Annotated in this window: 10 protein-coding genes; 6 read left to right on the top strand and 4 right to left on the bottom strand. The window is 69.7% G+C overall.

The features are described 5' to 3' along the window. The first annotated feature begins 23 nt into the window (after nucleotides 1-23). Entirely contained in the window at nucleotides 24-467 is a 444-nt protein-coding gene (locus ACGFU7_RS28630) for a DUF485 domain-containing protein (protein WP_393699555.1), read from the top strand. After that, nucleotides 464-2,056 carry a cation acetate symporter gene (locus ACGFU7_RS28625; protein ID WP_393699450.1) on the top strand — a complete coding sequence of 531 codons (1,593 nt, stop codon included), beginning with the start codon at nucleotides 464-466 and terminating at the stop codon, nucleotides 2,054-2,056. Before ACGFU7_RS28630 ends, ACGFU7_RS28625 begins: the two co-directional genes overlap by 4 nt. Nucleotides 2,057-2,085: 29 nt before the next feature. Here ACGFU7_RS28625 and ACGFU7_RS28620 read toward each other — a convergent pair whose 3' ends face one another. Together ACGFU7_RS28620 and ACGFU7_RS28615 are read right to left on the bottom strand one after the other, a co-directional pair. Next, nucleotides 2,086-2,769, bottom strand: coding sequence for a response regulator (locus ACGFU7_RS28620; protein WP_393699449.1), 684 nt, complete (start codon nucleotides 2,767-2,769; stop codon nucleotides 2,086-2,088). Then, a complete protein-coding gene (locus ACGFU7_RS28615) occupies nucleotides 2,766-4,457 on the bottom strand; it encodes an ATP-binding protein (protein WP_393699448.1) in 1,692 nt (563 codons plus the stop codon). The genes ACGFU7_RS28620 and ACGFU7_RS28615 overlap by 4 nt, the downstream gene beginning before the upstream one ends. A 117-nt stretch (nucleotides 4,458-4,574) precedes the next feature. On the opposite strand from ACGFU7_RS28615, the gene ACGFU7_RS28610 reads away from it, so the two are divergent. Continuing rightward, nucleotides 4,575-5,594: a LacI family DNA-binding transcriptional regulator gene (locus ACGFU7_RS28610; protein WP_393699446.1), complete on the top strand. Its 1,020-nt coding sequence runs from the start codon at nucleotides 4,575-4,577 to the stop codon at nucleotides 5,592-5,594. A 64-nt stretch (nucleotides 5,595-5,658) separates the two neighbouring features. Here ACGFU7_RS28610 and ACGFU7_RS28605 read toward each other — a convergent pair whose 3' ends face one another. Beyond that, nucleotides 5,659-6,975 carry a citrate/2-methylcitrate synthase gene (locus tag ACGFU7_RS28605; protein WP_393699445.1) on the bottom strand — a complete coding sequence of 439 codons (1,317 nt, stop codon included), beginning with the start codon at nucleotides 6,973-6,975 and terminating at the stop codon, nucleotides 5,659-5,661. A 109-nt stretch (nucleotides 6,976-7,084) separates the two neighbouring features. On the opposite strand from ACGFU7_RS28605, the gene ACGFU7_RS28600 reads away from it, so the two are divergent. Continuing rightward, nucleotides 7,085-8,245 (top strand): citrate synthase/methylcitrate synthase, encoded by a 1,161-nt coding sequence (locus ACGFU7_RS28600; protein WP_393699444.1) that lies wholly within the window; start codon nucleotides 7,085-7,087, stop codon nucleotides 8,243-8,245. Between the two features lie 21 nt (nucleotides 8,246-8,266). Further along, nucleotides 8,267-9,400 (top strand): CobW family GTP-binding protein, encoded by a 1,134-nt coding sequence (locus ACGFU7_RS28595; protein ID WP_393699443.1) that lies wholly within the window; start codon nucleotides 8,267-8,269, stop codon nucleotides 9,398-9,400. A gap of 29 nt (nucleotides 9,401-9,429) precedes the next feature. Here ACGFU7_RS28595 and ACGFU7_RS28590 read toward each other — a convergent pair whose 3' ends face one another. Beyond that, complete coding sequence (locus ACGFU7_RS28590) at nucleotides 9,430-11,880, bottom strand: DNA topoisomerase (ATP-hydrolyzing) subunit A (protein ID WP_393699441.1); 2,451 nt, start codon at nucleotides 11,878-11,880, stop codon at nucleotides 9,430-9,432. A 270-nt stretch (nucleotides 11,881-12,150) separates the two neighbouring features. On the opposite strand from ACGFU7_RS28590, the gene ACGFU7_RS28585 reads away from it, so the two are divergent. Next, nucleotides 12,151-13,533 (top strand): M16 family metallopeptidase, encoded by a 1,383-nt coding sequence (locus ACGFU7_RS28585; RefSeq protein WP_393699439.1) that lies wholly within the window; start codon nucleotides 12,151-12,153, stop codon nucleotides 13,531-13,533. Nucleotides 13,534-13,544 lie beyond the last annotated feature (11 nt).

The raw sequence follows: 13,544 nt of genomic DNA, 5'->3' as shown, positions 1-13,544 counted from the left end.
AAGCAGGGCGCGAGGCCGCAGCGATGCGACTCGACGACCCGTGGTACGACGCGCTGGCCTCCGGATGGGGCGAGCTGGACGGTACGGGGAGCTTCGCTCCCGCCGGACCACCCGGGCCCGCTGAACCGCAGCCCGGCCACAGTGCGGCCGACATCTATCTGGAGGTGCAGCGCAGCGAGGCCTTCCAGGAAGTGCGCCGACGGTACCGGCGGTTCGTCATTCCCGCCACCCTCGCCTTCCTCGTCTGGTACCTCGCCTACGTCGTCGCCGCGATCACCGCACCCGGGCTGATGGCCCGTCCGGTGGCCGGAGCGGTCAATGTCGCAATGGTCGCGGGGCTCGGGCAGTTCCTCACGACGTTCCTTCTCACCGGGGCGTACGCACGTCATGCACGGCTGCGCAGGGACCGGGCCGCACTCGATCTGCGCTGGGAGACACAGGAGATGACGCGGGGGATCGGGCGTTGAACGGGAACCACCAGACCCTGGCGCTCCTGCTGTTCAGCGCCTTCATCGCAGTGACGCTCGCCATCACCACCTGGGTGAGCCGCAACCGGCAAGGCTCGGCCGAGGAGTTCTACGCGGGCGGCCGGCTGTTCTCCCCCATGGAGAACGGTTTCGCCATCGCCGGCGACTACATGTCGGCCGCGTCCTTCCTCGGCATCTCCGGTCTGATCGCCCTCTTCGGCTACGACGGCATGCTCTACTCGGTCGGGTTCCTCGTCGCCTGGCTCGTCGTCCTGCTACTGGTCGCCGAACTGGTCCGCAACTGCGGCCGGTTCACACTCGCCGACGTGGTGGCGGCGCGGATGGCGGAGCGCCCGGTCCGGATCGCCGCCGGCACCTCGTCCGTCACCGTCTCCGTGCTCTATCTGGTGGCACAGATGGTGGGTGCGGGCAGCCTGGTCGCCCTGCTCCTCGGCGGTACGAGCGGCGCCGCCCGTTCCTGGACCGTCATCGGTGTGGGGGCGCTGATGGTGATCTACGTATCGCTCGGCGGGATGCGTGCCACCACCTGGATCCAGATCGTCAAGGCCGTTCTGCTGATGGTGGGAGCGGTCGTGCTCACCGTGCTCGTCCTGGTTCACTTCCACGGAAACTTCAACGCCCTGCTCAACTCCGCCGCCGAACGGAGCGGGCACGGAAGCCGGTTCCTCTCGCCCGGCCTCCGGTACGGCGGAACCTGGACGGCACGCATCGATTTCATCAGCCTGGGCCTGGCCCTGGTACTCGGTACGGCGGGGCTGCCGCACATCCTGTCGCGGTTCTACACCGTGCCCACCGCCCGTGCGGCCCGCCGTTCGGTTGTCTGGTCCATCGGGCTCATCGGCAGCTTCTATCTGATGACGATCGCGCTCGGCTTCGGCGCGGCGGCACTGGTCGGCTCGGCCGAGGTACGGGCGTCGAATCCCGCGGGGAACACGGCGGTTCCGCTGCTGGCCCTGGTGCTCGGCGGCGGCGAAGGATCCACCGGGGGAACGATTCTGTTCGCCGTGGTCGCCGCCGTCGCCTTCGCGACCATCCTCGCCGTCGTCGCAGGGATCACCCTCGCCTCGTCCGTCTCCGTGGCCCATGACCTCTACGCCTCGCTCAGGCGTCCGGGGTCCAAGCAGCACAGCGAGGTCACCGTGGCCCGGGTCGCCGCAGCCGGCATCGGGGTGGCCGCCATCGGGCTCGGCCTGGTCGCCCAGGACCTGAATGTGGCGTTCCTGGTGGGGCTCGCCTTTGCCGTCGCCGCTTCGGCCAACCTCCCGGTGCTGTTGTACTCCCTGTTCTGGCGGAACTTCACCACCCGGGGAGCGGTCTGGTCGGTCTACGGCGGGCTGATCCCCGCCGTGCTGCTCGTGCTGCTCTCCCCGGTCGTCTCCGGCAGCCCCGCCTCGCTCTTCCCCGGCGTCGACTTCCAGCTCTTCCCCCTGGAGAATCCCGGCCTCGTCTCCATCCCGCTGGGCTTCCTGGCCGGCTGGGTCGGAACGGTCACGTCCACCGAACCGCCCGATGCCGCCAAGCATGCGGAGACCGAGGTCCGTGCGCTGACCGGGGCAGGGGCGGTGTAGTCGCGCCCGCACCGTACGGACCGGATCTCTCAGGCCTGCCCGCCGGTGGACCAGGTGTAGCGGTGTTCCGGGCGGCCCGTCTCGCCGTACCGCAGCGTCAGCCGCACCCTGCCGGTCCTCTCCAGCAGCTTCAGATATCGCTGGGCGGTCTGCCGGCTCATCCCGGCGCTCTCCGCGATCTCCTGCGCGGAGAGCGGCCCTTCGGCGTTCCGGAGCGCCTGCCTGACCAGCTCCGCCGTGGTCGGTGAGTGGCCCTTGGGCAGGTCGGGTTCGCCCGCCGCCCACAGGGCGCCGAAGAGCCGGTCCACCTCACCCTGTTCCGCCTCGCCACCGCGTTCGAGGGTGTGGCGCAGCGCCGCGTACGCCTCGAGCTTGGTACGCAGCCCCGCGTAGGTGAACGGCTTCACCAGGTACTGCAGCGCGCCGTGGCGCATGGCCTCCTGAACGGTGGCGACGTCGCGCGCCGCCGTCACCATGATCACGTCGGTGTGGTGACCGAGGCTGCGCAGCTCACGCACCATCGTCAGACCGTTGCGGTCGGGCATGTAGTGGTCCAGCAGGACAAGGTCCACGCGCTGTTCCTCGATCGTGGCGAGGGCTTCGGCGGCGGAGTGCGCCTGCGCGGCCACCCGGAATCCCGGCACCCTGGAGACATAGGCCGCATTGACCTTCGCGACCCGGATGTCGTCGTCCACGACCAGGACCTCGATCACTGAGCTTCTCCCGCGATGCCGGTTTTCGGTTCGGTCATTTCCCGTTCAGCCATTTCCGGGTCCGTCATGTCCGGGTCGGCAAGGGCCTCCGGCAGTACGACGGTGAACTCGGCGCCACCGTCCGCGGCGCCGTCGACGGTGACGCTGCCACCCTGCCGTTCCGCCAGCCGCCGCACCAGTGCGAGGCCCAGGCCGCGTTTGCCGTGCGCCGGGAGTTCCTTCGTCGACCAGCCCTCCGTGAAGATCGATTCGCGCTGTCCGGGCGGAACCCCGGGGCCGTTGTCGCGGACCCGCAGCACCACCGTACGGCCCTCGGCGCGCAGGCCCACCTCGATCAGGGCGCCGTCCGCTCCGGCCGCCGCGTCCAGTGCGTTGTCCACGAGATTGCCGACGACGGTGACCAGCCCACGAGGGTCCACCAGCCGGTCCGGGAGCCGGGTCCCGGGGGCCATGCGCAGCGCGACGCCGCGCTCCGCCGCGACCGTGGCCTTGCCGACCAGGAGCGCGGCCAGCAGCGGGTCATGCACCTTCTCGGTGACCTGCTCGGCCGTTGCCCGGTGGACGCCGACCACCTCGGTGACGTACTCCATGGCGTCCTCGTGCATGTCCAGCTCCAGCAGCCCCAGGAGGGTGTGCATCCGGTTGGCGTGCTCGTGGTCCTGGGCCCGCAGTGCGTCGATCAGGCCGCGGGTGGAGTCGAGCTCGCGGCCGAGGTGTTCGAGTTCCGTGCGGTCGCGGAGCGTGGCGACGGCACCACCGTCGTCGGTCGGCATCCGGTTGGCGAGCAGGACGCGGGTGCCCTGCACCGTCAGCAGATCGTCGCCGACCACCCGGCCGGCCAGCACATCGGCGGTCCGCCCCTCGCCGAGCACGGCGTCGAGCGGGCGGCCCGCGGCATCGGGGCCGAGCCTGAGCAGCCGCTGCGCCTCGTCGTTCAGGAGCCGGATGCGGCCGGTCCGGTCGAGTGCCACGACCCCTTCCCGGATGCCGTGCAGCATCGCCTCGCGCTCCGTCAGCAACGCGGAGATATCGGAGAAGGCGAGGTCATGGGTCTGCCGCTGGAGGCGCCGGGAGATCAGATAGGCGGCGAGCGCGCCGACGGCGAGCGCCCCGCCCGCGTAGGCGAACAGTCCGGGAATCGCCGCGAGGAGCCGGGCGCGGACACTGTCGTATGCGATTCCGACGGAGACCGCGCCCACGATGTGGTCCGTCCCGTCGCGGAGCGGTACCTTCCCGCGGGCCGAGCGGCCGAGCGTGCCGCTGTCGATCTCCATGACGTTCCGGCCCGCGAGCGCGTCGCTCGGGTCGGTGGAGACGACCTTGCCGATCTGGTCGGTGTCGGTGTGCGACCAGCGCACCCCGCGCCGGTCCATGACGACGATGTACTCGGCGCCGGTGGCGCTTCTGATGCGCTCGGCCGCCGTCTGTACGGGCCCGTCGGCGGCCGGGGCCGTGGAGAGCAGCGACTCGGTGATCTGCGGCTGGGCCGCCGTGCTCTGCGCGATGGCGAGTGCACGGCGCATCGCCTGATCGTCGAGCTGGGCGCTGAGGGGTGCCAGGAAGAGGCCGGTGGCGAGTACGGTGACGCCGGTGGCGACGGCCAGCTGCATCAGCAGGACCTGGGAGAAGACCCGCTGCGGCCAGCCGAGCCGGCGTGCTCTCCTGGCGGTGGGCGGTGGGGCGCTCATCGTATGAACGGTAGAGGGCATTCCGGTGCTTTCCGAAATTCCCCTCTGCTTTGCGAGATTCTCCTCGTTTCCGCATTTACGCAATCCACTTGCATTCTTTGCGTTAATCTTGCGCGCATGACGCGACGACTTGCTCAAGTGGCGCAGAAGGTGGGAGTCAGCGAGGCCACGGTCAGCCGGGTGCTCAACGGCAAGCCCGGCGTCTCCGACGCCACCCGGAAGGCCGTCCTCTCCGCGCTCGACGTCCTCGGTTACGAGCGCCCGACCCAGCTGCGCGGCGAGCGGGCCCGGCTGGTCGGCCTGGTCCTGCCCGAGCTGCAGAACCCGATCTTCCCCGCCTTCGCCGAGGTCGTCGGCGGCGCGCTCGCTCAGCAGGGCCTCACCCCCGTGCTGTGCACCCAGACCAAGGGCGGCGTGTCCGAGTCCGACTACGTCGAGCTGCTCCTTCAGCAGCAGGTGTCGGGTGTGGTCTTCGCCGGTGGGCTCTACCACCAGGCCGACGCCCCGCACGATCACTACAAGGTGCTCGCCGACCGCAGGATCCCGGTCGTCCTGATCAATGCCGCCATTGACCACCTCGGTTTCCCCGGGGTCTCCTGCGACGACTCCGTCGCGGTGGAACAGGCCTGGCGCCATCTCGTCTCGCTCGGCCACGAGCGCATCGGCCTGGTGCTCGGCCCCTCCGACCACGTCCCCTCGCAGCGCAAACTGGCCGCTGCCCGCGCGATCGCCGCGGAGTCGGGCACCACCGTGCCGGACGAGTGGGTGGCGCGGGCCATGTTCTCGCTGGAGGGCGGGCAGGCCGCCGCCATGCGCCTGCTCGACCAGGGCGTCACTGGCATCATCTGCGCCAGCGATCCGCTTGCGCTCGGAGCCGTGCGCGCCGCGCGCCGTCGAGGTCTCTCGGTCCCCGCCGATGTCTCGGTCGTCGGCTACGACGACTCGGCCTTCATGAACTGCACGGAGCCTCCGCTGACCACCGTCCGTCAGCCGATCGAAGCCATGGGGCGCGCCGCCGTCGAGCTGCTTTCCGTGCAGATCGGTGGGCGTACCGTGCCGTCCGACGAGCTGCTCTTCGAGCCGGAACTGGTGGTGCGCGGCTCCACCGCCCAGCCGCCGCGCTCCGCGTCCCGCTGACCGTCTCGATTTTGCGTTGTACGAGCTGTCTATTGCAGCGGTGAACCCTAGTTGCACGGGCTGTCTATTGCAGGGGTCCGCCCGTGGCGGTGGGCAGCGGCTGAGGGGGGCGGGGGCCTCCGTACTGGCCGCTGGGGCGCATACGCAGCGGCCGTTCCCCGTACTCCTCCAGTGCATGCGCGATCCAGCCCGCCGTGCGCGACACCGCGAACACCGTCTCGCCCGCCTCCGCGGCCATGCCGGAGGAGACCGACAGCACGGCAAGCGCCAGATCGACATTGGCGTGCAGGGGCGCGTGGCGGGCGGTCGTGGTGACCACGTCGCGTGCTGCGGCGAGCGCCGGAGCCGCCTGCGGGACGTCCCCGAGCAGGGCGAACAGAGTCTGCGCCCGCGGGTCCTCGGAGGTGTAGAGGCGGTGGCCGAGCCCCGGCACCCTGCGTCCGGTACGGAGATGATCCGCGACCACCGGGACCGCGCTGCCCCGCTCCAGCACCTCGGTCAGCATCCGGTGCGCCAGCCCGCTCGCGGCCCCGTGCAGTGGGCCCTCCAGGACTCCGAGGCCCGCGGAGACAACCGCGTACGGATGGGCATGGGCGGATGCGGCGACCCTGGCGGCCAGTGTCGACGCCGCGAGATCGTGGTCGATCAGCAGGGCGAGGGCGGTGTCCAGCGCGGCGATTGACGGCTCGTCGGCCGGCCGGGCGGTGAGTTTCGGCCACAGCCGCCGTGTCAGACCGGCCCTGACCCCGTCCGCCGTCCCCTCGGATCCGTCACCCGTCGAAGGTGCGCCCGAGGCCAGGGGCAGTGCTTCGACCAGGGTCGGAATCAGGCTCCGTGCACTGGCGAGCACCGCCTCGCGCGAGAGGTCGAAGCGGAGCGCATCGGCAGTCGCCGCGGCGATCACGGCCACCCTCAACCGGTCCGTCGAGCCGCTGTGCGCGGGCAGCGCGTCGACCGCCCTGCGCGCCGCGGCCAGCGCCTCGGCAGGTGCCGTGAAGCGGATGCCGGGCCGCAGATCGCCGGTCCAGAGCCATTCGGCGACCTCCTCGTAGGCGTACTGCCTGGCCAGTTCGGTCGCGTCGACACCACGGAAGTAGTAGCGGTCGCTCTCGATCAGTGTGATGCCGGTACGGAAGACCAGATCACCGGTGGCGGCGGAGGGCTCCCGGCGGCTCGTGCGCCGGGCCAGCGCATCTACCTCCGCGGCGTCGAACGAGCTGCCGCGTCCGCCGGGAGCGCGCCTGCTGCTCAGCTGACCCCGGCTGACATAGGCGTACACCGTCTCGGGCTTCACGCCGAGGCGCTCAGCCGTCTCCCGGGTGCTCAGCCGCTGCGGGGCCGTCGCACCGGGGCCGTCCCCGGGTGCTGCTTGATCCTTCATGTCGCCAACCGTATCCATATTGATTCAATCAACATTGACAGGATTGAAGTCAATCATAGATGGTCGAATCAATGTTGATGAACCCGCCGGGACGCTCACGGAGGAAGAAATGCCGACCATGACCAGCGGAACCCCGCTCGACGTACCCCGAGGGCTTGCGGGCGTCGTCGTCACCGACACGGCCCTCGGCGATGTCCGTGGGCGCGAGGGCTTCTACCACTACCGGCAGTACTCGGCGATCGACCTGGCACAGACCCGCAGCTTCGAGGACGTCTGGTACCTGATGTTCGAGGGCGCGCTGCCCGATGCCGCAGCCCGTGCCGAATTCGCCGCCCGCACCGCCGCCCTGCGCCGGCTGCCCGCAGAAGTACGCGAGACCCTGCCTGCCATAGCCCGCGCGGGAGCCGTCTCGGGACCCCTGGCCGGTCTGCGCACCGCCCTCTCCCTCCTCGGCGCCTCGGCCGGCTTCCGACCGGTGTACGACATCGATGCCGACCGGCGCCGCAGCGACGCCCTGGCCGCCTGTGCCGCCGTCCCCACCGTGCTCACGGCCCTGCACCGGCTCGGCCAGGGCCTCGAACCGGTCGAGCCGCGCGACGATCTGCCCTACGCGGCCAACTACCTCTACATGCTCACCGGTTCCGTACCGGATGCCGCACGCGTCAGGGCCGTGGAGCAGTACCTGATCTCCACCATCGACCATGGCTTCAACGCCTCGACCTTCACCGGCCGCGTCGTCGCCTCCACCGGCGCCGATGTCGCGGCCTGTCTGGTGGCGGCCGTCGGCGCGCTCTCCGGACCGCTGCACGGCGGAGCGCCCAGCCGCGCCCTCGACACCCTGGACGCCATCGGAACCCCCGACCGCATCGACGGCTGGATCCGTGAACGGGTGCTCGCGGGCGAGCGGATCATGGGCTTCGGGCACCCCGTCTACCGCACCGAGGACCCCCGCTCACGCATGCTGCGGGGCATCGCCCAGGGCTTCGGCGGCCCGCTCGTCGACTTCGCCGTCGAAGTCGAGCGGCAGATCGAGGCGATCCTCGCCGAGCTCAAGCCGGGCCGTGAGCTGCACACCAACGTGGAGTTCTACGCCGGGGTCGTCATGGAGCTGTGCGGGCTGCCGCGCGAGATGTTCACGCCGACGTTCTGCGCGGCGCGGGTGGTCGGCTGGAGCGCCAATATCCTGGAGCAGGCGGAGGACTCGAAGATCATCCGCCCGGCGGCCCGATACGTCGGTACGCCCCCGCCGCAGCCGGTCCCGGCGCCCTGACGTCCCCGAGGAAGGTCCCCGTTGAACCCGTCGTCCCCGCCCCGCAAGCAGCAGATCCCGGTCATCGTCCTTGCGGGGTTCCTGGGATCCGGCAAGACGACACTGCTCAACCACCTCCTCCGTAACCGCGCGGGAAACCGGATCGGCGTGATCGTCAACGACTTCGGCTCCATCGAGATCGACGCCATGACGGTCTCGGGGCAGGTCGGCTCGACGGTCTCACTGGGCAACGGATGCCTGTGCTGCGCGGTCGACGCGAGCGAACTCGACACCTTCCTGGACACGCTGACACGGCCCGCCGCCCGCCTCGACGTGATCGTCATCGAGGCCAGCGGACTGGCAGAGCCGCAGGAACTCGTGCGCATGCTCCTGGCCAGCGACAATCCGCACATCGTGTACGGGGGACTGGTGGAGGTCGTCGATGCCGCAGAGTTCGATGCCACCCGCCGGCGCCATCCGGAGACCGACCGCCATCTCGCCGTCGCCGATCTTGTCGTGCTGAATAAGACCGACCTGGTCGGGAGCGAGGAACAGGCCCGTATCCGGGACGTCATTGCTGCGGCAGGTGCCCCGGCCGGCGGCGCAGCGGCGGGTGGCAGCGCGGCCGCCGTCATCTGCGCCACATACGGACGCATCGACCCCGAGCTGCTCTTCGACCCGGCGCTGCGGCCGGACGGTGAGGAGAAGGCACGCCAGCTCACCTTCGAGGACCTGCTCCGGGCGGAGCGGACCGAGGAAGAAGCCGACACCGGACACGAGCACCATCTGCATGCCGCGTACGAGAGCGTCTCCTTCACCGCGGAGGTACCTATGAACCCCCGCCGATTGATGGAGTTTCTCGACTCCAGGCCGCAGGGTCTCTACCGGATCAAGGGGTTCGTCGACTTCGGCGTGGGAGACCGCCGAAACAAGTACGTCCTGCACGCGGTCGGCAGGTTCCTGAGGTTCGCCCCGCAGCCGTGGACACGCGACGAACCGCGCCTCACCCAGCTGGTGCTGATCGGATCAGGCATCGACCCGGAGCAGCTGTACAAGGAGCTGGCCGGCTGCCGCGAGAGCGCCGCGCCGGCCCCTGACACGACGCAGGACGCCGCACATGAGCGAAGCATGTGGGGCGTCCTGCGGTACGTACAACGGTCCGACGACGACGCGTAGCGGCAGGCCACCCGTCGTCGGCCGGCTTCCTACACCGGTCCCGCGATCACTGCGACCGGCTTGATCAGCGGCGTCCCCGAACCGTCGCGCCGCGGGTCGGGCTCCGGCAGCTCGCTCGGCGTGCCGTTCTCCTGCGAGGCCCGGGCAGGCGTCGCGCCCGCCCAGCCGAACACCAGAACGTCCTCGCCCTTGAGGAACCGCTGACAGCGCACCCCACCGGTGGCCCGGCCCTTGCGCGGATACTGGTCGAACGGGGTGAGCTTGGACGTCAGCACCGAGTCGTCCAGCGTGCCGTGCGAGCCCGCCACCGTGAACACCACGGCGTCCGCCGCCGGATCCACCGCGGTGAACGAGATCACCTCGGCATCCGCCGTGAGCTTGATCCCCGCCATGCCTCCCGCGGGCCGGCCCTGTGGCCGCACCTGTGCCGCCGGGTAGCGCAGCAACTGCGCGTCGGACGTGATGAAGACCAGGTCCTCCTCGCCCGTACGCAGTTCGGCCGCGCCGACGATCCGGTCACCGTCCTTGAGGGTGATGACCTCCAACTCGTCCTTATTGGCCGGGTAGTCCGGCACCACCCGCTTGACGATCCCCTGAAGGGTGCCGATCGCCAGGCCGGGGGAGGCCTCGTCGAGCGTGGTGAGGCAGATGACCTCCTCGTCGCTCTCCAGCGTGAGGAACTCCGAAACCAACGCCCCGCCCGAAAGGCTGGGTGCCGCATGGGTGTCCGGCAGCTGGGGCAGATCGATCACCGTGAGCCGCAGCAGCCGCCCCGTCGACGTCACCACGCCCACATCGCCACGGGCCGTCGCCGGTACGGCCGACACGATCGCATCGTGCTTGGCGCGCTTGGCATCCTCGGCGAAGACGATCGGATCGTCATTGGCGGTACGGGCCAGCAGGCCGGTCGAGGACAGCAGCACCCGGCACGGGTCGTCCGCGACCTCCAGCGGCACCGAGGCGACCTGCGAACCGGCCGACTCCAGCAGCACCGTACGCCGGTCGGTACCGAACTTCTTGGCGACCGCGGCCAGTTCGGAGGAGACGAGCTTGCGCAGCTCGGTGTCCGATTCGAGGATGGCGGTCAGCTCGTCGATCTCGGCGTTGAGCCGGTCCCGCTCGCTCTCCAGCTCGATCCGGTCGAACCGGGTCAGCCGGCGCAGCGGGGTGTCCAGGATGTACTGCGTCTGGGTCTCGCTCAGCGAGAAGTGCTCGATGAGCCGCTCCTTCGCCTGCGCCGAGTTGTCACTGGACCGGATGAGCCGGATGACCTCGTCGATGTCGATCAGCGCGACGAGGAGCCCCTCGACCAGGTGCAGCCGGTTGCGACGCTTGGTCCGGCGGAACTCGCTGCGCCGGCGCACCACGTCGAAGCGGTGATCGAGATAGACCTCCAGGAGCTCCTTGAGGCCCAGGGTGAGCGGCTGTCCGTCGACCAGCGCCACATTGTTGATGCCGAAGGACTCCTCCATCGGCGTCAGCTTGTAGAGCTGCTCCAGCACGGCCTCCGGCACGAAGCCGTTCTTCACCTCGATGACCAGGCGCAGGCCGTGCTCGCGGTCGGTCAGGTCCTTCACGTCCGCGATGCCCTGGAGCTTCTTCGCCGAGACCAGATCCTTGATCTTGGAGATCACCTTCTCCGGACCGACGGCGAAGGGCAGTTCGGTGACGACCAGACCCTTGCGGCGCGCCGTCACATTCTCCACGGCGACGGTCGCACGGATCTTGAACGTGCCGCGTCCGCGGGCGTACGCGTCCTTGATACCGCCCAGGCCCACGATCCGGCCACCGGTCGGCAGATCGGGACCGGGGACGAACCGCATCAGGGTCTCCAGGTCCGCGCCCGGATGCTTGATCAGATGGCGGGCGGCGGCGATGACCTCGCCCAAGTTGTGCGGCGGCATATTGGTAGCCATGCCGACCGCGATCCCGGACGACCCGTTGACCAGGAGGTTCGGGTACGCGGCCGGGAGAACGGTCGGCTCCTGCTCCTGGCCGTCGTAATTCGACTGGAAATCGACGGTGTCCTCGTCGATCGACTCCGTCATCAGTGACGTCGCGTCGGCCATCCGGCACTCGGTGTACCGCATGGCGGCCGGCGGGTCGTCGTTTCCGAGCGAGCCGAAGTTGCCGTGGCCGTCGACCAGGGGGAGCCGCATGGAGAACGGCTGCGCCAGACGGACCAGCGCGTCGTAGATCGACGCATCGCCGTGCGGGTGCAATTTGCCCATGACTTCGCCGACGACACGGGCGCACTTCACATAGCCGCGGTCGGGGCGCAGGCCCATCTCGTTCATCTGGTACACGATGCGGCGGTGCACCGGCTTCATGCCGTCACGGGCGTCAGGCAGGGCCCGTGAGTAGATCACCGAGTACGCGTACTCAAGGAAGGAGCCCTGCATTTCGTCGACGACGTCGATGTCGAGGATCTTCTCCTCGAAGTCGTCCGGCGGCGGGGTCTTCGTGCTGCGGCGGGCCATCGCTGCTGCGACTCCTTCACGGATTCTGTTCGGGCAACCTCAGGTTCTGACGCGGACCATTGTGGACCGCCGCACTGACATCGCCGACCTCGACCCGTCCCAAGAGCCGTTCCCGACCCCTGCCGAGGTGGTTTCACGACCCGTCTTGCGGGGGATGCGCCCCTCTTTCACGCGAACTTCCGCGGTATGGGAACTTCGCCAGGTGTCTGTGCGCTTGCTTACAGTGGCAGGTCTCGCAGGAAATCCAGTATCGCGATCGAAGGGACGTACATGCCCATGGGTCACACGGCCACAGCCCAGGCCGGCTCCGGCGGCTTGACAGCGACCGAGCACCGTCTGGCCAACGGCCTGCGCGTGGTGCTCTCCGAGGACCATCTGACCCCGGTCGCCGCGGTCTGCCTCTGGTACGACGTCGGCTCGCGCCACGAGGTCAAGGGACGCACCGGTCTGGCTCACCTCTTCGAGCACCTGATGTTCCAGGGCTCCGGCCAGGTCAAGGGGAACGGACACTTCGAGCTGGTGCAGGGAGCCGGCGGTTCGCTCAACGGGACCACCAGCTTCGAGCGCACCAACTACTTCGAGACCATGCCCACGCACCAGCTGGAGCTGGCTCTCTGGCTCGAGGCGGACCGGATGGGCTCGCTGCTCGCCGCGCTCGACGAGGAGTCCATGGAGAACCAGCGCGACGTCGTCAAGAACGAGCGCCGCCAGCGCTACGACAACGTTCCCTACGGCACAGCGTTCGAGAAGCTGACGGCACTGGCCTACCCCGAGGGCCACCCGTACCACCACACGCCGATCGGCTCGATGGCGGACCTGGATGCCGCGACTCTTGAGGACGCGCGCACCTTCTTCCGTACGTACTACGCGCCCAACAACGCGGTGCTCTCGGTCGTCGGCGACATCGACCCCGAGCAGACCCTCGCCTGGATCGAGAAGTACTTCGGCTCCATCCCGTCCCACGACGGCAAGCAGCCGCCGCGCGACGGCACACTCCCCGAGACCATCGGCGAGCAGTTGCGCGAAGAGGTGAACGAGGAAGTTCCGGCGCGGGCGCTGATGGCCGCCTACCGGCTGCCGCACGACGGCACCCGTGAGTGTGACGCGGCAGACCTCGCGCTGACCGTGCTCGGCGGCGGCGAGTCGTCGCGGCTGCACAACCGCCTGGTCCGCCGTGACCGTACGGCCGTGGCGGCCGGGTTCGGGCTGCTGCGGCTGGCCGGTGCGCCCTCGCTGGGCTGGCTGGACGTCAAGACGTCCGGCGGCGTCGAGGTGCCGCAGATCGAGGCCGCGGTCGACGAGGAGCTTGCCCGGTTCGCCGCCGAGGGCCCCACGCCCGAGGAAATGGAGCGTGCGCAGGCCCAGTTGGAGCGCGAGTGGCTGGACCGGCTCGGTACGGTCGCGGGCCGTGCCGACGAACTCTGCCGGTTCGCCGTGCTGTTCGGCGACCCGCAGCTCGCCCTGACCGCCGTACAGCGGGTTCTCGATGTCACCGCGGATGAGGTCCAGGCGGTCGCCAAGGCCCAGCTGCGCCCCGACAACCGGGCGGTGCTGGTCTACGAGCCGGTCGAATCGGCCGAGCCCGCAGACGCAGCGGACACCGATGAGAACGACGCCGAAGACACCGACGCGCACGAAGGAGCGGACAAGTGACCGACGCTGCC

The sequence above is a fragment of the Streptomyces sp. NPDC048473 genome, assembly GCF_043200155.1.
GTDB lineage: Bacteria > Actinomycetota > Actinomycetes > Streptomycetales > Streptomycetaceae > Streptomyces.
This window is presented reverse-complemented; position numbering and strand designations above follow the sequence as displayed.